The organism is Halopseudomonas salina (assembly GCF_014637955.1).
Taxonomy (GTDB): Bacteria; Pseudomonadota; Gammaproteobacteria; order Pseudomonadales; family Pseudomonadaceae; genus Halopseudomonas; species Halopseudomonas salina.
On sequence record NZ_BMFF01000007.1, the window covers coordinates 77,311 to 100,144 of the forward strand.

At 57.0% G+C, this 22,834-nt stretch carries 22 protein-coding genes; 8 read left to right on the top strand and 14 right to left on the bottom strand.

All coding sequences use genetic code 11. The features are described from left to right. Positions 1-127 precede the first annotated feature (127 nt). The 3 genes from IEV54_RS14775 to IEV54_RS14785 all read left to right on the top strand — a co-directional run bounded on the left by IEV54_RS14775 (position 128) and on the right by IEV54_RS14785 (position 4,663). Entirely contained in the window at positions 128-1,039 is a 912-nt protein-coding gene (locus IEV54_RS14775; protein WP_150278941.1) for a LysR family transcriptional regulator, read from the top strand. Positions 1,040-1,094: 55 nt separating this feature from the next. Then, on the top strand, positions 1,095-4,022 hold the full coding sequence (locus IEV54_RS14780; RefSeq protein WP_188434472.1) for a bifunctional diguanylate cyclase/phosphodiesterase: 2,928 nt from the start codon (positions 1,095-1,097) through the stop codon (positions 4,020-4,022). A gap of 104 nt (positions 4,023-4,126) precedes the next feature. Then, positions 4,127-4,663 (top strand): glycine zipper 2TM domain-containing protein, encoded by a 537-nt coding sequence (locus IEV54_RS14785; protein ID WP_150278939.1) that lies wholly within the window; start codon positions 4,127-4,129, stop codon positions 4,661-4,663. A gap of 29 nt (positions 4,664-4,692) precedes the next feature. On the opposite strand, the gene IEV54_RS14790 is transcribed toward IEV54_RS14785, so the two are convergent. Then, positions 4,693-5,604, bottom strand: a complete 912-nt coding sequence (locus IEV54_RS14790; RefSeq protein ID WP_150278938.1) for a LysR substrate-binding domain-containing protein — start codon at positions 5,602-5,604, stop codon at positions 4,693-4,695. A gap of 98 nt (positions 5,605-5,702) precedes the next feature. On the opposite strand from IEV54_RS14790, the gene IEV54_RS14795 reads away from it, so the two are divergent. Beyond that, the gene (locus IEV54_RS14795) at positions 5,703-6,476 is read left to right on the top strand and encodes a ferredoxin--NADP reductase (protein WP_150278937.1); all 774 of its coding nucleotides are present in this window, start codon (positions 5,703-5,705) and stop codon (positions 6,474-6,476) included. 8 nt (positions 6,477-6,484) lie between these two features. Here IEV54_RS14795 and IEV54_RS14800 read toward each other — a convergent pair whose 3' ends face one another. From IEV54_RS14800 to aroC, 5 genes are all read right to left on the bottom strand, one after another. After that, on the bottom strand, positions 6,485-7,258 hold the full coding sequence (locus IEV54_RS14800) for an SDR family oxidoreductase (RefSeq protein WP_150278936.1): 774 nt from the start codon (positions 7,256-7,258) through the stop codon (positions 6,485-6,487). Continuing rightward, positions 7,259-7,450, bottom strand: coding sequence for a PLDc N-terminal domain-containing protein (locus IEV54_RS14805; protein WP_150278935.1), 192 nt, complete (start codon positions 7,448-7,450; stop codon positions 7,259-7,261). A gap of 48 nt (positions 7,451-7,498) precedes the next feature. Continuing rightward, on the bottom strand, positions 7,499-8,044 hold the full coding sequence (locus IEV54_RS14810; protein WP_150278934.1) for a cupin domain-containing protein: 546 nt from the start codon (positions 8,042-8,044) through the stop codon (positions 7,499-7,501). A gap of 92 nt (positions 8,045-8,136) precedes the next feature. Continuing rightward, positions 8,137-9,285 carry an MFS transporter gene (locus IEV54_RS14815; RefSeq protein ID WP_150278933.1) on the bottom strand — a complete coding sequence of 383 codons (1,149 nt, stop codon included), beginning with the start codon at positions 9,283-9,285 and terminating at the stop codon, positions 8,137-8,139. Between the two features lie 28 nt (positions 9,286-9,313). Next, complete coding sequence (gene aroC / locus IEV54_RS14820; protein ID WP_150278932.1) at positions 9,314-10,405, bottom strand: chorismate synthase; 1,092 nt, start codon at positions 10,403-10,405, stop codon at positions 9,314-9,316. Positions 10,406-10,519: 114 nt separating this feature from the next. On the opposite strand from aroC, the gene IEV54_RS14825 reads away from it, so the two are divergent. Beyond that, positions 10,520-11,287, top strand: a complete 768-nt coding sequence (locus IEV54_RS14825; RefSeq protein ID WP_150278931.1) for a sulfite exporter TauE/SafE family protein — start codon at positions 10,520-10,522, stop codon at positions 11,285-11,287. Positions 11,288-11,366: 79 nt separating this feature from the next. After that, entirely contained in the window at positions 11,367-12,158 is a 792-nt protein-coding gene (locus IEV54_RS14830; protein WP_150278930.1) for a hypothetical protein, read from the top strand. On the opposite strand, the gene prmB is transcribed toward IEV54_RS14830, so the two are convergent. After that, on the bottom strand, positions 12,138-13,076 hold the full coding sequence (gene prmB / locus IEV54_RS14835; protein WP_150278929.1) for a 50S ribosomal protein L3 N(5)-glutamine methyltransferase: 939 nt from the start codon (positions 13,074-13,076) through the stop codon (positions 12,138-12,140). The two genes, IEV54_RS14830 and prmB, sit on opposite strands and share 21 nt — an antisense overlap. A 98-nt stretch (positions 13,077-13,174) precedes the next feature. Here prmB and IEV54_RS14840 point away from each other — a divergent pair, with 98 nt between their 5' ends. Next, positions 13,175-13,747 (top strand): Smr/MutS family protein, encoded by a 573-nt coding sequence (locus IEV54_RS14840; RefSeq protein ID WP_150278928.1) that lies wholly within the window; start codon positions 13,175-13,177, stop codon positions 13,745-13,747. A 19-nt stretch (positions 13,748-13,766) separates the two neighbouring features. Here the strand turns inward: IEV54_RS14840 and IEV54_RS14845 are convergent, their stop codons facing one another. The 4 genes from IEV54_RS14845 to IEV54_RS14860 all read right to left on the bottom strand — a co-directional run bounded on the left by IEV54_RS14845 (position 13,767) and on the right by IEV54_RS14860 (position 17,864). After that, a complete protein-coding gene (locus IEV54_RS14845; protein WP_150278927.1) occupies positions 13,767-14,528 on the bottom strand; it encodes an SDR family oxidoreductase in 762 nt (253 codons plus the stop codon). Between the two features lie 111 nt (positions 14,529-14,639). After that, positions 14,640-15,752 carry a tRNA 2-selenouridine(34) synthase MnmH gene (mnmH, locus tag IEV54_RS14850; RefSeq protein WP_150278926.1) on the bottom strand — a complete coding sequence of 371 codons (1,113 nt, stop codon included), beginning with the start codon at positions 15,750-15,752 and terminating at the stop codon, positions 14,640-14,642. Then, positions 15,752-16,789, bottom strand: a complete 1,038-nt coding sequence (selD, locus tag IEV54_RS14855) for a selenide, water dikinase SelD (protein WP_150278925.1) — start codon at positions 16,787-16,789, stop codon at positions 15,752-15,754. The genes mnmH and selD overlap by 1 nt, the downstream gene beginning before the upstream one ends. A gap of 52 nt (positions 16,790-16,841) precedes the next feature. Then, positions 16,842-17,864 (bottom strand): patatin-like phospholipase family protein, encoded by a 1,023-nt coding sequence (locus IEV54_RS14860; RefSeq protein WP_150278924.1) that lies wholly within the window; start codon positions 17,862-17,864, stop codon positions 16,842-16,844. 100 nt (positions 17,865-17,964) lie between these two features. Here IEV54_RS14860 and IEV54_RS14865 point away from each other — a divergent pair, with 100 nt between their 5' ends. After that, positions 17,965-20,412, top strand: a complete 2,448-nt coding sequence (locus IEV54_RS14865; protein ID WP_188434473.1) for a penicillin acylase family protein — start codon at positions 17,965-17,967, stop codon at positions 20,410-20,412. Positions 20,413-20,431: 19 nt separating this feature from the next. Here IEV54_RS14865 and IEV54_RS14870 read toward each other — a convergent pair whose 3' ends face one another. From IEV54_RS14870 to IEV54_RS14880, 3 genes are all read right to left on the bottom strand, one after another. After that, on the bottom strand, positions 20,432-21,277 hold the full coding sequence (locus IEV54_RS14870; protein ID WP_150278922.1) for a DUF4892 domain-containing protein: 846 nt from the start codon (positions 21,275-21,277) through the stop codon (positions 20,432-20,434). A 63-nt stretch (positions 21,278-21,340) separates the two neighbouring features. Further along, positions 21,341-22,204 carry an alpha/beta hydrolase gene (locus IEV54_RS14875; protein ID WP_150278921.1) on the bottom strand — a complete coding sequence of 288 codons (864 nt, stop codon included), beginning with the start codon at positions 22,202-22,204 and terminating at the stop codon, positions 21,341-21,343. A 177-nt stretch (positions 22,205-22,381) separates the two neighbouring features. Beyond that, the gene (locus IEV54_RS14880; RefSeq protein ID WP_150278920.1) at positions 22,382-22,801 is read right to left on the bottom strand and encodes a hotdog fold thioesterase; all 420 of its coding nucleotides are present in this window, start codon (positions 22,799-22,801) and stop codon (positions 22,382-22,384) included. Positions 22,802-22,834: the final 33 nt, after the last annotated feature.

Genomic DNA, 22,834 nt, shown 5'->3' on the forward strand with positions numbered 1-22,834 from the left:
GCAGACAACTGACTTCTCTGGCGGAAGATGGTGCCGGCACGGTATTAACAAGAGAGAATAATAAGAGCTGGCCTTGGATAACACAAATTCATAATATTCATGCATTGAATTACTGTTAGGAATATATATGGATACCGCGAACCTGGCCGCCTTTCTCGCGGTGGCTGCCACCGGCTCGTTTTCCCGCGCCGCCGAACAGCTTCACCTGACGCAACCTGCCATTAGCAAACGTATTGCCAGCCTGGAGCAGCAACTGGATTGCAAACTCTTCGACCGCATTGGCAGACACATCAGCCTCACCGAGGCGGGCCTGGCATTGCGACCACGGGCGCTCGACATAATCGACGCACTGGAAGATACCCGACGAGCATTGAGCAACCTCTCAAGCAGCGTTCAGGGCCGAGTCAGCATGGCTACCAGTCACCATATCGGATTGCACCGGTTGCCACCGGTATTGCGCGAATTCACTCGCAGCTATCCTCAAGTGGCCATGGACATCCAGTTTCTTGACTCAGAGGTAGCCTACGAAAAGGTATTGCATGGCGACATAGAACTGGCCGTGATTACTCTCGCTCCAAATATCGAACCACCGATCATGGCTGAAAGAATCTGGAATGATCCGCTGGACTTCGTGGTATCGCCAGATCACCCTCTCGCACGAGTGCCGACCATCACGCTAGCCCGTCTTGGTGAGTTCCCCGCCGTCTTTCCCGGACCCAATACCTTCACACGGCGTATCGTCAGCCAGGTGTTCAATCGCGAGGGCATTGAGCCGCAAATCAGCATGAGCACCAACTACATGGAAACCATCAAGATGATGGTATCCATCGGCCTCGCCTGGAGCGTACTACCACGCAGTATGCTCGACGCCCAGGTGCACGCCCTGGCGTTACCGGATGCTTATCTGGAGCGCCAGCTGGGCGTAATCTGGCATAGTGGCAGAACCCTTTCCAATGCCGGACATGCATTTATTCGCCTACTGAAACACAATGCACAGCTGGCCAACTTGCCGTCCCATTCACCCGGTACTACCTTGTGAATATAAACACAGCGGGAATAAGGTTTTCTTTCCGCGCCAAGCCAGGAATCGGTCAATGAACCAACCACCGGGCGCACCCACGGACAACACTCATCTACGTGACGTACCCGCTGCCAGTGCCGATCCCTTTAAAATCCTCTTTCATGGAATGCCTCTGGCGGGGTTGCTGACCGAGGTAACCAGCAATCGTATCCTGGATGTCAACAATGCATTCTGCGAAATGCTTGGTTGGTCTAGAGACGAGATATTCAGTGACTTCGGCTCGCGAGCGCCTTTCTGGATAAGTGATGAACAGCTTCAGCAGCTCATTGCCGCTTTCGACCTGCACGGCAAGATTGAGCAGTTCGAGGCAATCCTGCTCTGTCACGACGGACACCTGAAAATCTGTCGGGTTTCCATGCGCAGCGTAACCGTTGACGGCAAAATATGTCGTCTTTCCACCGCACAGGAAGCGAGCATGAGCACGCCCGACAGGCCGGGCACGGTGGGGGCGCAGCTACGTGAAAGCCAGGAGCGGCTAAGCCTGGCTCTGGACGCATCACAGATGGGGACCTGGGACTGGAACGTGGAGACCGGCGTACTTCACTGCTGCGCGCGAGTGGCAATGCTCCACGGCCATTCACCAGAGGCCTGGAGTGGCCCGCTCGAAATCTATATGCGCGACATCCAGTCCGAAGACAGGCGCCAGCTGCGCCGCAGCTTTCTCTCGATCTGTCGCAACAGGCTCCCACGCTATCGGCTTGCATACAGGGTTCAAACCGCTCAGGGCTTACCCCGCTGGGTTGAAGCCACAGCCAAGCTGTATCGTACTCCCACCGGAAAAATTCAGCGGTTGGTCGGTACCCTGGTCGACATTACCGACCGTCGGCGCAATGAACAGGCCCTGATCAAGAGTGAAGCCAAATTTTCAGCTCTTTTCCAGGGAGCACCGGATCCCTACATACTGGTAAACGCCCGCTCGCATATCGTCATCGAGATCAACCGCAGTTTCACCGAGTTTTTTGGTTTCAAGGCAGAAGAGATTGTCGGCAGGACTGCCGTAGAGGCAGGTTTATGGAAAACGCCAGCAGATCGCGACAGCGTTCTCGAAAATCTGCACCAGGACCACCGCCTTGCAGGCAGGGAAATCAACTTCCTGACCAGCGATGGTCGCGAGGCTACCTGTGAGGTATCCAGCAGCTTTTTTACCATCAACCGCCAGATGTGCGTTCTGTCCACGTTCAAGGATGTGACTGCCCGCAAGCAGGCCGAAGCCGCGCTGCGTGCCTCCGAAGAGAAGTTTTCCAGGGCTTTCAGAGCCAGCCCTGACTCGATCAGCATTACCGAAAAAGCAACTGGCAGACACCTGGAAATAAACGAAGGGTTTACCCGTGTGACCGGCTATACCCCCCAGGAAGTTATTGGCCACACTGCCCGCGAGCTCAACATCTGGGCCGACTACGAAGAAAGAGCAACGCTCATCCAGGAGCTGGAGGAAAAAGGGCGTGTGCTACAGCGTGAAATGCGTGTTCTGAACAAGGCAGGGCGAGAAATTCTGGTTTCGATCTCCATTGAGCCACTAACGATCAACAACATCGAGTGCATGGTGTTGACTGCGCGCGACATTACCGATCAGAAACTCATTGAGGCAAAGGTGAAACACCTTGCCTATCATGACGCCCTCACAGACCTGCCCAACCGATTATTACTGACCGACCGTCTGAACCAGATCCTGGCTCTCATGACTCGTCACCAGCTACATGGTGCACTGCTGTTCTTCGACCTGGATCATTTCAAACACATCAATGATTCGCTGGGCCACTCCTGCGGCGACTCCGTTCTTCAGGTAGTGACGCGCAGACTCCTGGCCAGAGCACGCAAGGAAGACACCGTTGCCCGGCTGGGCGGGGACGAGTTCGTGGTCCTGCTTAGCGGATTCCAGGGGACAGACATCGAGGTCAGAACGGCAGTGCAACGGCATGCAGAAACGTTGCTGGCTGCAATAGCGAAACCGATGATCGTCGAGGGTCACAGCCTGCATCTCAGCTGCAGTATTGGCATCGCTCTGCTTCCCGAACACGGTAACAATCCGGAGGATCTGCTCAAACGGGCTGATATTGCCCTCTACAAGGTCAAGGAATCGGGCCGCAACGGTGTGGCTTTTTTCGAGCAGGCAATGCAACAGGCTGCCAGCGAAAGGCTTTCCATCGAAACCGATCTGCGCGCTGCATTGCACATGGGGCAGTTCAGGCTGTTCTACCAACCGCAGATAGACTCCCGAAACAACCGGATCATCGGAGCCGAAGCATTGATTCGCTGGGAGCAGCCTGACAAGGGAATGATCAGCCCGGCGAGCTTCATTCACGTGCTCGAAGAGAGCGGGATGATTCTTGCCGTAGGCCAGTGGATCCTCAATGATGCCTGCGCCTTTGTTGCGCAATTAATCGATCGACAATTGATTGACCCCGAACAATTCAGCCTGAGCATCAACATCAGTCCCCGCCAATTCCGCCATCCCGACTTTGTTGCCCAGGTCCGCCAGGCCATCACCGAGCAGGCCGTACCAGCCAGCAGCCTGAAGCTGGAGATAACCGAGAACATAGTTATTCAGAATATCAACGATACCATTGCTAAGATGCATGAGTTGAGAGGCCTTGGTGTATGCTTCGCCATTGATGATTTCGGAACGGGTTATTCTTCCCTCAGCTACCTTAAGCAACTCCCGCTGGACCTGTTGAAGATTGATCAATCGTTTATTCGCGACTGCACTCAGGACAGCAACGATGCCGAAATCGTGAGGGCCATCATCGCCATGGGTCGTAACCTGAGCCTGGACCTGATTGCCGAAGGTGTAGAAACGCCTGAACAACTCGCCTTTCTGCAACAGCAATCCTGTCATGCCTATCAGGGTTACCTCTTCAGCCCAGCGGTGCCGGCCATACAATTTACCCGGCTACTGGAAAATCATGCTCCATTGCTCGACACCCCGCTACCGCAGTCCTGACAAGGTCACTACGACAAAGAGAAATTGAACTCTCTGCTCACTATGCTGTCACACTTGTGCCTATACCGGGTTTAGCCCGGCCTTACTGTATTGGAGTTTCAAATATGAACAAGTCAATGCTGACCGGCATCGTCCTCGGCGCAGTGGTAGCAACAGCAGGTGGCGCATTTGCCGGCTATAGCGTCCTGGCAAACAAGACACCCACCCATGCAGACGTGACAAACGTGGATCCGATCAAGGAAACCATCAAGACACCGCGTGAAGTCTGCCAGGATGTCGCCGTCACCCGCCAGAAGCCCGTGCAGGACGAGAACCGGATACTGGGCTCAGTGGCAGGCGCCGTTGTCGGTGGCTTGCTGGGCAACCAGGTTGGTGGTGGCAGCGGTAAAAAAATCGCCACTGTGGCAGGCGCTGCGGCAGGTGGGTACGCCGGCAACAAGACGCAGGAGCGCATGCAGAACAATGATACCTACACCACCACTGAAACCCGTTGCGAGACGGTATACGACAGTAGTGACAAGATCGTGGGATATAACGTCGACTACAGGATTGGCGAAGAAACCGGTCGAGTGCGTATGAGCTCTGATCCTGGCAGCAAGATACCGCTGGAAAACGGCGAGCTGAAATTGTCCCAACAGTAATAGCGATGTCACGGGCACTGCGTCGCAGCTCAGTTGCGCGGGTGCCCGCCTCCGGATTTCTGGCCCTGTTCACGACACAGGCGTAACCAGTGCTCTATTCCCGTGCTGCGGAATTTATTGCGTTGCAGGGCGAAATAGAAACGACGCCTGAAGTCCCTATGGGGCACCGGAAGGGGAACCAGACTTCCCCGCTCGAAAGCCTCAACCAGCGTGATAGCCGAGAGACATCCAATTCCCAACCCCGCTTCAACTGCTCTCTTGATCGCTTCGGTATGTTGCAATTCGAGCATTATCTGTAGCTGGGGAAACAGGCCGTGCATGGCCCATTCAAAATGCTGGCGGGTCCCCGAACCAGGCTCGCGGATAATCCACTGCGCTTCGAGCAAATCTGTATCAGTCAACCAGGGACGACCAGCCCAGGGATGATCAGGCGCGCAGAATACCACCAGGTTATCTTCTCTCCAGGGGAGCATATCCAACTCAGGGTGGTGGGCTTCTCCCTCGATCAGCCCGATATCCAGCTCGAAATTCAGCACTCGCTGCACGATACTGGAAGTATTGGCCACCTCAAGTTTCACTCGGGCCCCATTCTGCTCGCGCATATACCGGGCCATAATCTCCACCGCCAGATAGTTGCCGATACTCAGGGTTGCACCCACCTTGAGATTGCCGCTGGCATGCTGTCGCCCCAGGGCCAACTCCAGACCCTCCGCCTGCTCCATCAGCGCCTGTGCCCGTGGCCTTATTGACTGGCCAAGTTCATTCAACTGCAGTCGTTTGCCGACCCGGTCGAACAACTGAATGCCAAACTGGTTTTCCAGATCTCGCAGAGCACTGCTGGCCGCGGACTGAGACATGGCCAGGCTTTCTGCGGCGCGGGTCAGATTTTCGTGGAACGCTGTAGCGAGAAAGACTTCCAACTGCCTGAGACTGTATTTCATTATCGATTTTTCCGATTACATATAATTATATAAACCGTTTAACCGATAGATTAGCTTGCCGTTACACTGCTCGCAAATCCGACCACCGAGGAATGGCAATGGCAGGCTTCAATACCGAGCGCGTACTGAGTGTCCATCACTGGACCGACAATCTGTTCAGCTTCCGCACCACCCGCGATCCGGGATTTCGCTTCAAGAATGGCCATTTCATCATGATCGGGCTGGAGGTGGAAGGGCGACCATTGATGCGTGCCTACAGTATTGCCAGTCCCAACCATGAGGACACTCTGGAGTTCTTCAGCATCAAGGTGCCTGACGGCCCATTGACTTCCCGCCTGCAGAATATCAACGAGGGGGATCAGATCATCATCAGCCGCAAGCCGACTGGAACCCTGGTGCTCGACCACCTGTTGCCCGGACGCAACCTGTATCTGCTGAGTACCGGAACCGGTCTTGCCCCCTTTATCAGCATCATCCAGGACCCGGAAACCTACGAGCAGTACGACAAGGTCATCCTGACGCACGGTTGCCGTCATGTGCGTGAACTGGCCTATCAGGACATGATTACCAGGGAACTGCCCAATCATGAGTATCTGGGTGAAGACGTGCGCGAGAAACTTATCTACTACCCCACCGTGACCCGTGAGCCCTTCCATACGCAAGGCCGACTGACGGACCTGATGGAAAGTGGCAAGCTGTTCGAAGACATCGGCCTGCCGGCATTCGATCTGGAACAGGATCGCTTCATGCTCTGTGGCAGTCCCAGCATGCTCAAGGATTTTTGCCAGGTTCTGGACAGCCGCGGTTTCAAGGAAGCTCGCCACGGCGACCTGGGGCATTATGTAATTGAACGGGCCTTTGTGGAGAAGTAGCCGCTGACCTACTCCACGTAGATCATCTGGCGAGTCATGCCGCCATCGGCAACAAGATTCTGCCCGGTGATAAAACCCGCCGCAGGGCTGAGCAGAAAGGCCACCAGCGATCCGATATCGCCAGGTTGCCCGACACGTCCTACCGCATGTTGCTGGTGGTCAATCGACCGCAGAGGGTCAATACGCTGTTGCTGCGAGTCTCGGGTATCAATCCAGCCGGGGCTCACGGCGTTTACCCGTACTGCAGAACCCAGGCTCACAGCCAGGGCATGAGTCAATGCCACCAGACCACCCTTGGCCGAAGCATAGGCTTCGGTATTGGCTTCTGATTGCAATGCACGGGTGGAGGCTATATTGACAATGGCTCCACCTGATTCGCGAAGTAATCCGATAGCGTGCTTGGAGACCAGAAAAGGACCGGTCAGATTGGTAGCCAGTAATCGGTTCCAGGCTTCAAGAGTCAATTGCTCAACCGGCCCATTGTCAGGATCGGCAATGCCTGCATTGTTGACCAGACCGTCAAGACGGCCAAAATCTTCCTCCAGCTGTTCCAAACAGGCAACCACGCTGGATTCGTCGGACACATCCATCAGGATGAATTCCACCCGGCCGGATGCACCGCACAGCCGCGCCAACTCCTCCGCAGCAGCCTGACCGGCAACTTCATCAATATCAGTCAGCGCCACCGACCAGCCCGCTTTCAGCAGACTGGTGGCGACTCCCTTGCCAATGCCCCTTGCAGCACCGGTTACCAGTGCTACCGGGGTATCGTCTTCAACCACTCAGGCCGCCCTGCCCCGTGGACCTGCGAAGAACCAGATAATCAGACCGACTACCGGCAACAGAAGTACCAGAAGTACCCAAAGTACCTTCGCACCATTGCTCGAGCTGCTTTGCACGATATTGATAATCGCCCAGATATCCAGTATCAGAATGACCAGGCCGAGAATGCCACCGCCAAAATTAACGTCCATATACAACTCCTTGTTGGATAGATTTCTTACCGCTCACCCGCTGACGGGTCAAAGTTCAAGTACTGGGTAACGACTGGCAATGTCGTCACCTGTCAGCCTGGCCAACAGGGCGCCCGCATTGCGACCACGACGCACGACAAGACATTGCCTACCCGTCACTGGCACTGCCCAGTGAGCCCTGCCTGCGGGCAATGCCAGTAAATCACCACGCCTGCAACTGAGCACCAGAAGCTTGCCGTCGTGATGAATACACAGTGTGGCTGCACCATCAAGAAACAACCACAAGCTGTCACCAGCCAGTACTTGTTCGCTTTCGCCCTGATCTGCAGGGGCGTCCGCATACCCGGGAGGCCCCTGCAACTCAAGCACTTGGGCAAACGCCATAGTGTTTTCGACACCTATTATCGCCAGCAGTTCGCCAGATATTTCAATGGCCTGCATCTCAGTCATCATGCGCTTGTTCAGCAGGTTCTGCGCGACTGTTTTCAAGGACACGCCGGCACCGGCCAGAATCGGCACTATGTCCTCGAGATGGGTCAACACCTTTACAGGTACCTGAAGCTGGCTGTCGGAATAGACCGCAAGAATCGACATTGCACATTTCCCAGAGTAATTGGCTTCGTGACCAGTATAGGGTGGCGTCTGGCGAGCATACAGCCCGATTACCCCAGACAGAACAACCGACACTACCTGGAAGGCAACGCCCTATAAAGCATGACGCCGGCCACCAGAGCAGCAATACCGGCAATACCGAATGTCCATTGCGCACCCAGCGATGCCCAGCTGTAGCCGGAGTACAACGCGCCAAGGGCCCCGCCGACGCCTGAAAGCGAGGCATAGAGGGCCTGCCCCTGCCCTTGTGAGCGTTCGCTGAAACTGTTCTGGATAAAGTGGATGGCTGCCACATGAAAGCTGCCAAATGTGGCTGCGTGCAAGAGCTGGATCAGCAGCAATGTAACCAGATTGTCTGCCATGCTGCCGAGCAGGAACCAACGCAGTGAGGCCAGCAACAGACTGGCAACGAGCAACTGCTTGAGACTGAACCGCGCCAGTATGCGGGTCATGAACAGGAAAAGAACGATTTCAGCCAGCACACCCAGGGCCCAGAGCAGACCGATCAGGCCGCGGCTATAGCCAATCGATTCCAGGTGCAGGGTAAGAAAGGTGTAGTAAGGCCCGTGGGACAGCTGCATGAGGCCCACACTGATGAAAAACACCAGCACACCGGGCTTTCGCAACATTGTGACGAATCGCTCGACCGGCACATCCCGGTGCCTGGCTGGGGGTGTGGGCGTCGGCGGAACGGCCAGGCTGCAGAGGAATATGGCCAACATGATCCCGAGCATAACAGCGGGATAGATATCGAGGGTAAAGACCTCCAGAAGCAGCCCCAAACCCACCACAGTGGCGATAAACCCCACCGAGCCCCATAGTCTGACCATGCTATAGCGTGCCGACTGGGGGCCCAGATGGCTGAGCGTGATTGCCTCAAATTGCGGCAGCACTGCATGCCAGAAGAAACTGTGCGCGGCCATGATAAGCGCGAGCCAGAGATAATCCTGGCGATAGAATATGCCGGTGAACGCAATGGCGGTAAAGAGCGCGCCAAGACGCACGATTGTCAGTCGGCGGCCACTCACGTCTCCCAACCAACCCCATAGATTGGGAGCCACGCAGCGCATCAGCATGGGTATCGCGATCAGCTCACCGATGCGCGCGGCGCTGAACCCCAGATGATCGAAATATAACGCCAGAAATGGCGCCACCCCGCCGAGCAACGCGAAATAGGCGAAATAGAAGCCGGAGAGGCGCCAGTAGGGCAATACCGAACTCACGGTAAGGAATTCGATCCAGGTGGCATATCTACAATTGACCGAGTACCGGCGTGCCGACCTTTACATCGGCATTCTGGCCGCGATGACGTAACAGGTGGTCAAGCAGAACAATAGCCATCATCGCCTCGGCAATGGGCGTGGCACGGATGCCCACACAGGGATCATGACGACCTTTGGTGATCACCTCGACCGCGTTGCCGTCAACATCTATCGAGCGGCCCGGTGTGGTGATGCTGGACGTGGGCTTGAGGGCAAGGTGGGCGACGATCGGCTGACCGGAAGAAATACCGCCAAGCACACCCCCGGCGTTATTGCTGGTGAAGCCCTCGGGTGTCAGTTCGTCACGGTGCTCGGTACCCAGCTGGGCGACCGACGCAAAACCGGCACCAATCTCGACACCCTTGACCGCATTGATGCTCATCAACGCATAGGCCAACTCGGCATCCAGTCGGTCAAATACTGGCTCACCAAGCCCGGGAGGCACACCTTCGGCCACGACCGTAATTCGCGCACCAACCGAATTCTGATCGCGCCGCAACTGATCCATGTAGGCCTCCAACTCGGGAACCTTGCCGGGATCGGCGCTAAAGAAAGCATTCTCATGGACCGCTTCCCAGTTTTTGAAGGGTATCTCGATCGGCCCCAACTGACTCATATAGCCGCGCACGGTAATACCCTGGCTTGCCAGGTACTTACGCGCAATCGCGCCAGCCGCGACGCGCATCGCGGTCTCACGCGCAGACGAACGACCACCGCCACGGTAGTCGCGCACGCCGTACTTGTGGTGGTAGGTGTAATCGGCATGGGCTGGACGAAACGTATCCTTGATCGCCGAGTAATCCTTGGACTTCTGATCGGTATTGCGGATCAGCAGTCCTATCGGACAACCGGTGGTGCGACCTTCAAATACACCGGTCAGGATCTCGACTTCATCGGGCTCCTGACGCTGGGTGGTATGCCGGCTGGTGCCCGGCTTGCGGCGGTCAAGATCGTGCTGCAAGTCGGCAGCGCTCAACTCGAGTCCGGGCGGGCAACCGTCAACGATGGCAACCAGTGCCGGGCCATGACTTTCGCCAGCCGTAGTGACAGTAAACAAGGTGCCAATGGTATTCCCGGACATGCGCGCAACCTGAGGTCTGATAATTGAAGCTCAGCAGTATAACGCCGGGCCAGCACAGGTGACAGTCCGACTGGGGCCCGCTAGGCTATGTTTTTCTTACGATTGCAGGTATTAATGCAGGTCCTGATAGAAGCCCTCCTCCCTGCGGACCTGTCCGCCGTCGCGGTTATTGTGCTGGTCATTGCCGCCGCAGTTACCTCGGCTGTTACCGCCGCGGTGGGCATTGGCGGCGGGGTCCTGCTGCTCGGGCTGATGGCCGTAGTGCTGCCACCCACAGCAATCATTCCGGTGCATGGCGTGGTGCAGCTGGGTTCCAACGCCGGTCGCGCCATGATGACGCTGCGCCATATCAACCTGGTGACTATCGGCTGGTTTGCCCCGGGAGTGATTCTCGGTGCCTGGCTGGGCAGTCTGTTTCTGGTTGACCTGCCCCTGCCCCTGATTCAACTGTGCATCGCCGGCTTCATTCTGCTGTTGTGCTGGGGACCCGCCATCCCGAGAGTGGCAACCGGGGCGGCAGGAACCCTTATCGCAGCCACGCTGACCAGTTTTGTCAGCCTGTTCGTAGGTGCTACCGGCCCACTGGTGGCCGCATTTATCAAACAGCAACAGGAACAACGTTTGCCCACGGTCGCCACATTTGCTGCGGCAATGGCACTGCAACATGCTCCAAAAGCTGTCGTATATGGCGCGGCCGGGTTTGTTTTCAGTGAATGGCTGGGACTGATCGCTGCAATGATCGCCTCGGGTGCCTTGGGCACCTGGGTTGGTCTGCACCTGTTGAAGAGACGATCCGATCAGCGGTTTGCCCTGGTATTCAACCTGGTATTGACGCTACTGGCGGCGCGTCTGGCCTGGCAGGCACTGGCCGATCTCCTGTGATCGCAAAAGAGACTTGCAGAATCGGCTCGGGCAGCCGATAACATCCTGAACAAGACATCAGCCCAGGCAACCAGAGACCATGAGCGATACCCACTCCGATGCAAAGGATAAACAGGCCAAGACCGAACTGCCGGCCAAGCCCGCACGTGATCCCTTTGCGCGGATGCGCGTCGCCGATCTCTACTGGATACAACTCAAGCCCATCTACAAGAACAGGAAAATAACCCAGCCGGAACGCCTTGCCCGGGTAACGGTATTCCAGGATCAGGCGGCACACCTGGAGGTTTTCCGGCTGCAGATCCAGCTGGAGAACGAGTCTTTAGTGGAGGGCGCAAATCATATGGAGGTGCTGGTTGATCACAAGAATCAGCGCGTGCGGTTTGCGCCCGTAAGCGGTTTGCGCATGCAACCGGCCCAACGCGGCATGGGCGGATTCCTGCTGGCCCAATTGATCGAGTGGTGCCAGCGTCGCTATGGTGACTATACAGTCGCCCCGATTCAACTGCAGGACGCCAATACAGCAGGCGAGGAAGCCAGCCAGGTCCGCGGCAAATTACTCACAAGGGCCGGCTTCGAAGTTTCGGAGCCTGACGACCCTACCGCCGTCGGACAGGCCCGGGCTGCAAAGGTCAACGAACTGATCAGCCAGTGGAACAGCGAGCGCATTGGGGTCCTGCATGTCGCAGAGCTGCTGGGGCAGCTGCGCGATCAGGAGGCCCTCAATCTCAAACAGTCAGCACAAACAGCTCAGCTACAGCGCACCATTGATCATTATCAGAGCAATGACACCGGGCAGCGTTTCGCTATCGGCTGCCTCATAGTCTTCGCCGTCTTTCAGGCTCTGATGTTGTTATGGGTGGTTCTCAGCTGATGCTCCGCCAAGACCGGCAACAAACAACGATTGGTACTGTCGACACTGGGCTGCACTGAGCACGAATACGCCATGACCGCCATGCGTGAAATTCACCCATTCAAAGTTCACCTCCGGCCATTGCGCCACCACATGCACCATGCTGTTGCCTACCTCAACCACTAGGACGCCATCCTCGGTCAGATGGTCTGCCGCCTCGGCCAGCATCCGCCGCACCAGGTCCAGGCCATCTGCGCCGGCACTCAGGCCCATCTCGGGTTCATGCAAGTACTCATCCGGCAGGTCTGCCATATCCTCGGCATCCACATAGGGCGGGTTGCTGACAATCAGGTCAAATCGCTCGCCCGGCATCCCCTCGAAACCATCCGACCACCGCGTCTCCACTCGCTCCTGCAGCCCGTGAGCTTCTATATTGGTTTCTGCAACCGCAAGGGCGTCGGCAGAGAGGTCGGCCAGAACCACTTCGGCATGCTCGAATGTGTGCGCGCAGGCTATCCCGATGCAGCCGCTACCAGTACACAGATCCAGGATACGAAGCGGGTCGCGCTCCAGCCAGGGCTCGAATCGGTTGGTAATCAGCTCGGCAATGGGTGAGCGTGGTACCAGTACGCGTTCGTCGACGAAAAAATCATAGCCGGCAAACCGGGCGTGGCCGGTCAGATAGGACGCAGGTATGCGTTGATCCATACGCCGATTGAGCAACGCGAGGATAACGTTACGCTCAGCTTCGCTGACGTGACAATCAAGGTAGCTTTCAGGGGTTTCCCAGGGTAGATACAGAGCGTGCAGCACCAGTAGCCGCGCCTCGTCCCAGGCATTATCCGACCCATGGCCAAAAAACAGCCCCTGTTCGTGAAAGCGGCTTACACCGAGTCTGACATAGTCACGGATGGTGGTTAGCGCAGTGAGTTCATGCATGGCTTTGGTTCCTGATGGTCTGTCAGATCCGCATTCTACCCTCCATGCGCCCGGAGACTACTGATACACTTCAATTTTTGCCAAATGATCGATTCCCGATGAGCAAAGACCATACAGACCTGGATGACCTGGACCTCTTCCGTCAGGCGATTAAAGGCGCCAGACCGATCAAGGTCGATCAGGCCGATACCGGCAAGCCTAAAACCGACAGAGCGCGTATCAAGGCCGCCAGGCAACTGGCAGTGCAGCCAACCAACCGCTTGAAAGTCGACGGACTCTCGGATCAATTCGTTATTGATGTGTTGCCCGAGGAGGAGCTTGCCTGGGCTGCCAATGGCGTGCAGGAGAGCCAATTGCGCAAACTCAAGGGCGGACTGATACCCTTCGAGGGATCGATCGACCTACACGGCATGACGGTGGAAAAGGCGCGGGAGTTACTCTGGGAGTTTCTGGCAGAAGCCAACCGAATGGAAATTCGCTGCGTCCGTGTGACCCATGGCAAGGCACAACGCAAGGACGGACGTAACCCGATACTCAAGAGCCACGTGAACACCTGGCTCAGGCAGCACAGCAAAGTACTCGGATTTACTTCCTGCACTCCGCGCCACGGCGGCACCGGATCGGTTTATGTGCTGTTGAAACGCACCATGCTCGAGGGTCGGGACGAATAGACCCTCGAGCACCAGCCACTCAGATACAGGTAGAGCCGCCGTCGACTGGAAGCGCGATACCGGTAGTAAAGGCGGCGCCTTCCGAACACAGATAGAGTACCGCAGCCGCAATCTCCTCCGCCTTGCCGATTCTGCCTACCGGATGCATCGCTGCGGCAAACTCGGCCTTGCGGGGCTCCAATGCAGCTGCCCGACGAAACATTTCGGTGTCGATAACGGCAGGACATACCGCGTTTACCCTGACACCCTTCTTGCCATATTCAACCGCGGCCGAGCGGGTCAGGCCCAGAACCGCATGCTTGCTGGCGCTGTAGATGCTCATTTTCGGCGCAGCGCCCAATCCGGCTACCGAAGCCGTGTTCACGATTGCGCCACCGCCATTGGCCAGCATCAACGGAATTTCGTATTTCATGCACTGCCAGACACCCTTGACGTTGACATCCATGATGCTGTCGAACACCGCTTCGCTTCCATCAGCCAGCTTGTCCTGCTCGATCTCGATGCCGGCATTATTGAAAGCGCAGTCGAGTTGGCCATAGTGACTGATCACTGACGCCATCAATGCCTTGACCTCATCAGCACTGACCACATTGCATTGCACAAAAACGGCCTCCCCGCCCGCCGCTCTGATTCCCTCGACGACGGACTGGCCGCGTTCTTCATCGATGTCCGATACAACCACCCGGGCTCCCTGAGCAGCGAAAGCTTCGGCGGTCGCCTGACCAATGCCCGCAGCGCCGCCGGTAACCAGTGCGACTTTGCCGCTGAATGTCTTGCTCATGCGTACCAACTCCTGACAGTTTCAACCAGAAGTAATGATACCAGTCCAAGCGTCATATTCAGACCAGATCAGCCTTGATGTTCACACTTCATACGCTTTGCCTATGCAAGCTCAAGAGACTGACACAAGGGTCCGGTCCCTCAGGTATTCAACCACCGAGGACTGATCGCCGCTGAACACCACACGCTCATCCTTGCCACTACGCTGGTAGGCATACATGGGGTCGTAATAATCCGTAAGAAGACCTGCTATCCAATCCCGGTGCGCATCAACGCTGCCCGTACGTTTCTGTTCAGCCAGGGCGCTTTCCATTATTCCCAGCAACGCCTGCTGTTTTTCGCCGCCCAAACGCTTGCGTATTCGTAACAGACCACCAGTGAGATGCTCGGCGAACTGGTCAAAGGCCTGCTGGGGGTCATCGGGATGCAGAGCGGCAAACTCACCATGCATATCGACCACATAGTCGCCAAGGATACGCGTCACACGGTTTTCAAAGGTGTCTTCAAGCCAGATAAGCGGTGCCTGCTGCATCAACCGAAAGAGCTCAAGTGGCACAGTGCAACTGCCCACCATACGGCCTTCATCTTCCAGTACCAGTTGCCCTGCGCCCTGTTCTGTTACGTGCAACGCCTCTATGGCGAGTGCATTTTCAAAATCGATCTGATTCGGCTGAGGGGTCGCATGACGCCCGAAGCTGGAGCCGCGATGATGGGCATGGCCCTCCAGGTCCAGACTGCTCTTCACTGCCTTTATCACTTCGGTCTTACCGGTACCGGTAAGACCGGCAACAATATTCAACGGCAGGGTCTGAACACTGTGTTCGAGGCTATCAATAAGGAATCGACGCATGGCTTTATAGCCGCCAATAATGCGCGGATAGGTAATACCCGCCTCGGCCAGCCACTGCTGCACCAACTGAGAACGCAGCCCACCGCGAAAACAATAGAGATACCCCTCGGGGTTGGCCGCGGCAAAGCCAGCCCAGGCTTCGACCCGCTGTTCTTTGGTCGAGCCGTTCACCAGTTTATGGCCCAGAGCAATGGCTGCCTCCTGACCGGAGTGCTTGTAACAGGTGCCTACCTGCTGGCGTTCGTCATCCGTCATGAGTGGCAGATTGACGACGCCAGGAAACGCACCCTTGTTGAACTCAATCGGCGCGCGCAAATCCATCATGGGCGTGGACTGCAAAAAAATCCGTCGAAAATCCTCGGTGTTTTCGCGCATCAGGTTACCTCGACCCAGGCCCCGCCATCGGCCTCGACACATTTACCGATGGGTTGCAGATCAAATCCTGCTGCCCGGGCCTCAGCCTGAAACGCCTCCTCTGCCGCCGGATCCACGGCCACCAACAGTCCGCCACTGGTCTGAGGATCACACAGCAGATCACGCCAGGCCTCGGGCATGGGCCCGATCTTGTGTCCGTAACTGTCAAAATTGCGCCCCGATCCTCCGGGCACACACCCCTGCGCGAGATAATAGGCAACGCTGGACAGGCGCGGCACACGGCTCTCTTCTATCTGCGCCTTGACGCCGGAGCCCTCGGCCATTTCCGCCAGATGACCAAGCAGCCCAAAGCCGGTAACGTCGGTCATTGCCTGCACGCCGGGGAGCTTTGCAAAGCGGGCTCCCGCAGTGTTGAGCTGACACATCAGATCCCGCGCAACACCGGCATCTTCAGCGCGCAACTTCTTCTGCTTCTCAGCGGTGGTCAAAATGCCGATACCCAGCGGCTTGGTCAGGTAAAGCAGCGCCCCCGGGCGAGCCTGGTCATTGCGCTTGAGCTGGCTACGCATAACCTGTCCCGTCACCGCCAGGCCGAAAATAGGCTCGGGCGCATCGATGGAGTGCCCTCCGGCCAGTGGCATCCCTGCCTCGGTGCATACCGAGCGGGCTCCTGCGATCACCTGCCCGGCGATATGTGCCGGCAGAACATTTACCGGCCAACCCAGTATGGCAATGGCCATCAGCGGCGAGCCGCCCATCGCATAAATGTCGCTGATTGCGTTGGTTGCAGCTATGCGGCCGAAGTCAAAGGGGTCATCAACTATCGGCATGAAGAAATCGGTAGTGCTGACAATGCCCTGCTCGCTGTCGATGCCGAAAACCGCGGCATCATCGCGACTGTGGTTACCCACCCATAGCTGCGGAAAATCAGGGCCGGCGTCACCGACCGACAGAATCTCATCCAGTACTTTTGGTGAAATCTTGCAGCCACATCCGGCACCATGACTGTATTCGGTCAAGCGCACTGTCTCATTCATCCTGCTCTCCAGCATTGGGCACAAAGGCCGAACTTTAACACGTCAGCGAGCCTCAGGGTTTGCCACTCTCGTAGCGGTCCAGGGTGTCGCTGGCCACTATCCGACCTAACTCGATCAGCTCCGGCGCCCGCTGGAACTCGAAGAAGCGACACAGTCGCTTGGGCACATCTATGACGACATCCGGTGGGTACCCGGCAATCTTGTACTGGGTCAGGGACGCCTGCATTGCTTCGAAGGACAGGTTTATCAACTCCAGGAGACTGGCCGGCCCAGCAGGCACCTCAGGTGTCGGGTGAGCCGTGGCAGAATTACCACGGGCTGACCCAGGGCCACCCTGCTCGGGCTCATCCACCACTACCTCCTCCTCCGGCCCGTCGACAAAATCCACTTCATCAATAAAACCCTTGCCCCCGATAGCGTCGCGTCGCATACGCCAGTTGCGCATGCTCAGCGTTTCCATCCATTGATCCCATTGCTGGCGCATCGGCGCCGGGCGTTCGATCACGGGAAGGCTGTAGCCGTTGGTACGCATGCCATTGAGATTCACCGCGATTATCAAATCACAATGGGACGACACCACAGGAACAATCGGTAAAGGGTTGAGGAGCCCGCCATCGACCAGTACCCGGTCGCCCTGGCGCACTGGGGAGAACAGACTGGGAATCGCTGCAGAAGCGCGCATGGCCTGATGCAGGCAACCCTGCTGAAACCATACCTCCTGCTGGTTGGTAAGATCGGTAGCAACGGCAGTGAAATCTATGGCCAGATCTTCGATGCGCTGCTCGCCAACTATTTCCCGGATCTTGCCGAATACCCGCTCGCCGCGTATCGCTCCCATGTTGCCAAATCCGATATCCAGCAGTCTCAACACGTCCAGATAATCAAGACCCGACACCCATTCGCGGTACTCCTGCAACTTGCCGGCCGCATGCATGCCCCCAACAACCGCGCCCATTGAGCAGCCGGCGATGCACTCGATCACGTAACCGCGGCGCTCGATTTCTTCGATCACGCCGATATGCGCGTAGCCGCGGGCACCGCCACTGCCCAATACCAATGCCACTCTTTGCGTCATGGGTTGTATTGCCCCTGTTTACTTGATTGTCGATGTAGATTGACGACGAAAGCCGGTCTGCGCATGATGCCCGGATGTCCTCCGGCGCATAAGGTCTTCCGTGCTCACACCCCGTCTATTTCGTTGCCTGAAAATAATACTGGTCGTGCTGCTGCTTCTGGCGGTGATCGGCACCCTGATTGGCTGGGGCTTGCACAGGGCAGAGCCCAAACGCAACGGGCAGCTTGACTTGTCGGGTCTGCGCGCACCGGTCTCGGTATTCTACGACGCCTGGGGTGTACCGCATATTGATGCGCAGCATGACGCCGATGCTTACCGCGCACTGGGGTACGTACACGCTCAGGAACGCCTGTTCCAGATGGATATGTTACGCCGTATTGGCGCGGGAAGACTCTCCGAAGTTTTCGGTGCCGATTCGCTCGAAACGGACCGATTCTTCCGTTCGCTGGGCATAAACCGCTTCGCCCAGCGTTATGCCGCCTACCTGGAGACCCAGGGCGATCAGCCCCATGTGCAGTTGATCCATGCCTACCAAGACGGCATCAATCAGTATATTGACCAGGGTGGGCAGCCGCTGGAATACAGCCTCCTGCTGACCCGCCCGGACTACTTTTCCACCGAAGATATCGCGCACATCATGGGCTACATGGCCTATTCCTTTGCCGAAGCCTTCAAGACCGATGCCCTTACCGACCAGGTTCGGGGCAAGCTGGGAAAGCGACATATGCAGGATCTGGTTCCCGGCTGGCCAGAGAGCATCCCACCCAGCAGCGCTCCGGCTGAACCAGTGACAGGGACTTACGATAACCGTTGGGCGGATGAACTGCTGGGCCGGGTTGCCAACGTAGAGCGGCACCTGCCCGCCGGTCAGTTTCTGGGCAGCAACGCCTGGGCAGTCAACAGCAGTCGCAGTAGCAGCGGCGCTCCCATGCTCGCCAATGACCCACACATTGGTTTCGCCGCCCCTGCGGTCTGGTTTGAAGCCCACATCAGGACCCCCGAGCACGAGGTATATGGCCATTTCCTGGGTGGTATGCCCTTCCCCCTTCTTGGGCAGACGCGGCGCCACGCCTGGGGGCTGACAATGCTCATGAACGATGAGATCGATTTTTATCGCGAGCGGGTCAATCCTGACAATCCCAGCCAGGTTTGGGAGGCTGACAAAGGCTGGCGGGATCTGGCAATACACGAGGAAGTGATCAAGATTCGGGGCCATGAAGACCGTCTGATAAGGCTGCGCAGCTCTCACCACGGGCCGATTATCAATGATCCATTAAGCCAATCGGTCGGGGACCTGGAAAGCGACCGGCAGCCGGTCAGCCTGTTCTGGACCTTTCTTGATCCCACCAACGACTCTGCCAAGGCATTTTACGGATTATCCCGCGCCGCCAGCATGGGTGAGTTTGAACAGGCAGCCTCACTGCATGTCTCCCCCGGCCTCAACCTGATCTACGCCGATATCGAAGACAACATTGCCATGTGGGCAATTGGACTGATCAAACGTTGGCCGAACAGCAACAATGGCTTCAGCCTGCTCAATGGCAGCATCAGCGGCGACGCCTTTCGCGGCTATCAGCCTTTTACAGCGAATCCGCGCATGGTAAATCCCGGCCAAGGCCATGTATTCAGCGCGAACAATCCCTTTCCGGAGAGCAACCCGCGACGGCTCCTGCCGGGCTATTACGCTCCTTCGGAACGGGCGAAGCGACTCGAGGAGCTCCTCGGCAATGAGGAAACCTTCGACCTCTCACAGTTCAAGACAATGCAGCTGGACACCCACCGTGCCCAGGCCCTGGCTGTGCTCAAGGATGCTCTACCCCTGTTCAGTGATCAATTGCTCAGCGCTGATCTGCGCGCGCCTGCTGCCAGAGCCGCTGCAACGCTTGCCGAATGGGACGGCAGCTTCAACCGCGATGAAATAGGTGCGGCCGTGTATCAGCGTTGGCAGGACCATCTGCTGGAAGCGCTTTTTGCCGACGAGCTTGGAGAAAACTTTGCCATTTTCCGCAATACGCTCATGGCCGAGAAGAGCCTTTTCAGCCTGTATTGGAAGCCCGCCTCGCCGTGGTGGGACAACCGCCAGCAACCCATAATGGATGGCCGCCAGGCAGCGATCGAACAGGCCTGGATAAGAACTATCGAATCTCTCTCGCAGGATCTGGGAGTGGAAACGCAAAAGTGGACCTGGGGAAGGCTTGCCGTTCTGCAACATAGGCATCCATTGAGTGAACGCCTGCCCTTTGGCGGTTTTTTCGATAGCGAAGCTACTCCCGTCGATGGCGGCCGGGAAAGCCTCAACAGCATGTCATTCGACGTCGGGGGCAACCGCTACGAGATCAAGGCAGGTCCCTCAACGCGGCGCCTGATTGACCTGGCTGACCTCAACGGTACGTTGAGCATCTTGCCAATGGGGCAGTCAGGCTTCCCACTGGACCCTCACTATGATGATCAGGCCGAGCTTTACAACGAAGGCCGATACCGCAGTCAGTTGTTTGACTGGCTAGCGATCAAGGCATTGCCAGACCGCCTGTTGATCGAACCGGACTGAAGCCAGAGCCAACAAGACCTCATATCTTGTCGATAACAATGCCCGTTTCCGGGTACGGCTGACCTATTTCCAGTCGCGATGAACGTATATCCAGATCGATCAGACGCTGCATCACTGCCGGTGCCTGCTGACCACTGATTGCCACTCGCACACGAGTGTCAGAGCGCAGCATGCGATTGACCAGATTGATCCAGACTTCGGGATCCTCCGCACGCGGTTTTTCAGTTACAAGCCCCAGCTCCAGCCCAGGTAGTGCCAGACGTCCATTGGCGTGGAGCAACTTCAACAGGGTCGAGGGTGTTGGATAAAGCGGTTCGACAATCGGCTCTTCGGGCGTGAATTGATCAACATGTACGTAAGAACGCTGGTTACCCCGAGTTATGGCGTAGACACTCACCAGACGCTGCGGATCTTCCTCCAGTCTCACCGAGAGGTACGCCTGGTTTTCCTCCGGACCATAGAGCCTGGAGTTGTCCAGTACTTCGTTTGCCCACAGGCTACTGGCACCGCACTCCCTGCCCTCACAGTAGAACAGCATGCTATGTGGACGAGCCAGCAACTGATCCCTGACATGTTCGAACCCTTCGGCTCGGGAGTGTATGCGGGGAATTTCGAATGTCACCCTGATAAGCTCGCCCGTCGCACGCACCTCCCTCTCGGCCCGCAGACGGTTGTTTACCTTGCGCACCAGGCCGATAACCACCGCGTGATCGGCCTGAGGTAGCACCTTGGAGTCGGTTATCTGAGCGCCCGGAAAGGGATTGATGCTCAGACCCTGCGGGACGGTCTCAGCCAGCGCCAGCGGAGCAAGAAGTAGCGACCCCAGGCAAACCTGAACGTGGCGGTTAAAAGCTGTGAGTGACATCGATACTCCTGGTTGTGGTTTTCATACCAGCGTATCGCGATGCCTCCCGTGCAGCATCGACAATCACGCCAGTTTGGCAAAAAAACTGTCAAATATCGTTGCTATTTCTTCGGCCTGCTCCTCAAGGTGCAGGTGATGGCCGCCATCAATGTCGTGGCGCGTGATGTGCGCAAAACGTTCGATCCGCTCTACTACCTGCGGGTGCTTGTGCATTACACCCTGGTTGGCCAGCACCAGACAAACAGGTGACTGGATAGCTTCAATGAACGCCGCAGCATGTTCGCTGGTCAATCGCATGGGTGAGGGTAGCATCAATTGCGGGTCGGTTCGCCAGGTCCAGCCTCCATGTTCGGGCATCAGCCCCCGCTCCACCAGCAAGGCAGCAGCCTCATGACTTAGAGCGGTATTACCACCACGGGCTCGCGCATCAACAGCTTTGGCCACGCTGTCGTAAACAGGTTTACGTTTGTCCGCAAGGGCAAGGCTGGCATCAAAGAAGCGTGCCATCTGCCTGGGCGCTTCTTCGGCCTCGGAGGTAAAAGGCAGCAGGCCATCAATAAGGCAGGCGCCCATCACCCGGTCTGGCAAGCTGCCTGCAAGAATTCCGCTGATGATCGCGCCCATGGAATGACCCAGCAAGGCAAAGCGCTTCCAGCCCAGGCTCTCTGCCACCTGAAGCACGGTAGCGGCCTGCTGCCAGAGACTGTAGCCTGCCGCGGGCATATGACCTGAAAGCCCGTGGCCTGGCAAGTCCAGGGCTACCAGGTGAATACCCGACAGGTGAGGTGCGAGACGATCGAAGGTTGCTGCGTTGTCCAGCCAACCATGTAGCCCGATAACGGGCAGTCCATCTGCATCTCCCCAGACCTTCGCCGCAACTTCGAGTGATGGCAGGGAAAAACGCACTTCATGACTGTTTGCTTGCATTGAAGACTATCCTGTTTGGCATGCCGAAGGCCGGTAGGGTACAAGACCAGTGAGTCAGATCGAGCCCGGTTTTAGAGCGCAATCTATGTGGAGTCTCCAATCAGGACAAGTAATGGCGACCAGCATGAATAGCCGGCTATAACCCGGCACCTGTATCAAGGCATTGTCCTGTCTATGTTACTTTATGGGCACGACTGCCATGGTCAGCCGTGATATGCAGGTCGCCTCACCCTCCTCGTTGTGCAGGCGGATGTCCCACACGTGCGTGGTACGTCCCAGATGGACCGGTCTTGCTACCGCGGTGACCCTGCCGGCACGGACTGCCTTGAGATGATTGGCGTTAACCTCCAGACCAACGCAGTAGAACTTGTCCTTGTCAATACACAAGTACGAAGCAGTACTGCCGAGTGTCTCAGCCAACACAACCGACGCACCACCATGCAGAATCCCGTAGGGCTGATGTGTACGGTGATCCACCGGCATGCTCGCGCTGATCCAGTCATCACCAAAATCTTCGAAACGGATATCCAGAAGCGTGTTGATGCTCTGGCCACCGTGCAACTGATCCAACTCAACTTCCTGTTTCCAGATACCCATCAGACCTGCCTCCTCTCCACTCATGACGCTGTG

What these genes read in the sequence shown, in the direction of transcription:
- IEV54_RS14775 (WP_150278941.1), top strand. Translation starts at nt 128, where the DNA reads ATGGATACCGCGAACCTGGCCGCCTTTCTCGCGGTGGCTGCCACCGGC.
- IEV54_RS14780 (WP_188434472.1), top strand. Translation starts at nt 1,095, where the DNA reads ATGAACCAACCACCGGGCGCACCCACGGACAACACTCATCTACGTGAC.
- IEV54_RS14785 (WP_150278939.1), top strand. Translation starts at nt 4,127, where the DNA reads ATGAACAAGTCAATGCTGACCGGCATCGTCCTCGGCGCAGTGGTAGCA.
- IEV54_RS14790 (WP_150278938.1), bottom strand. Translation starts at nt 5,604, where the DNA reads ATGAAATACAGTCTCAGGCAGTTGGAAGTCTTTCTCGCTACAGCGTTC.
- IEV54_RS14795 (WP_150278937.1), top strand. Translation starts at nt 5,703, where the DNA reads ATGGCAGGCTTCAATACCGAGCGCGTACTGAGTGTCCATCACTGGACC.
- IEV54_RS14805 (WP_150278935.1), bottom strand. Translation starts at nt 7,450, where the DNA reads ATGGACGTTAATTTTGGCGGTGGCATTCTCGGCCTGGTCATTCTGATA.
- IEV54_RS14810 (WP_150278934.1), bottom strand. Translation starts at nt 8,044, where the DNA reads ATGTCGATTCTTGCGGTCTATTCCGACAGCCAGCTTCAGGTACCTGTA.
- aroC (WP_150278932.1), bottom strand. Translation starts at nt 10,405, where the DNA reads ATGTCCGGGAATACCATTGGCACCTTGTTTACTGTCACTACGGCTGGC.
- IEV54_RS14825 (WP_150278931.1), top strand. Translation starts at nt 10,520, where the DNA reads ATGCAGGTCCTGATAGAAGCCCTCCTCCCTGCGGACCTGTCCGCCGTC.
- IEV54_RS14830 (WP_150278930.1), top strand. Translation starts at nt 11,367, where the DNA reads ATGAGCGATACCCACTCCGATGCAAAGGATAAACAGGCCAAGACCGAA.
- prmB (WP_150278929.1), bottom strand. Translation starts at nt 13,076, where the DNA reads ATGCATGAACTCACTGCGCTAACCACCATCCGTGACTATGTCAGACTC.
- IEV54_RS14840 (WP_150278928.1), top strand. Translation starts at nt 13,175, where the DNA reads ATGAGCAAAGACCATACAGACCTGGATGACCTGGACCTCTTCCGTCAG.
- IEV54_RS14845 (WP_150278927.1), bottom strand. Translation starts at nt 14,528, where the DNA reads ATGAGCAAGACATTCAGCGGCAAAGTCGCACTGGTTACCGGCGGCGCT.
- mnmH (WP_150278926.1), bottom strand. Translation starts at nt 15,752, where the DNA reads ATGCGCGAAAACACCGAGGATTTTCGACGGATTTTTTTGCAGTCCACG.
- selD (WP_150278925.1), bottom strand. Translation starts at nt 16,789, where the DNA reads ATGAATGAGACAGTGCGCTTGACCGAATACAGTCATGGTGCCGGATGT.
- IEV54_RS14860 (WP_150278924.1), bottom strand. Translation starts at nt 17,864, where the DNA reads ATGACGCAAAGAGTGGCATTGGTATTGGGCAGTGGCGGTGCCCGCGGC.
- IEV54_RS14870 (WP_150278922.1), bottom strand. Translation starts at nt 21,277, where the DNA reads ATGTCACTCACAGCTTTTAACCGCCACGTTCAGGTTTGCCTGGGGTCG.
- IEV54_RS14875 (WP_150278921.1), bottom strand. Translation starts at nt 22,204, where the DNA reads ATGCAAGCAAACAGTCATGAAGTGCGTTTTTCCCTGCCATCACTCGAA.
- IEV54_RS14880 (WP_150278920.1), bottom strand. Translation starts at nt 22,801, where the DNA reads ATGGGTATCTGGAAACAGGAAGTTGAGTTGGATCAGTTGCACGGTGGC.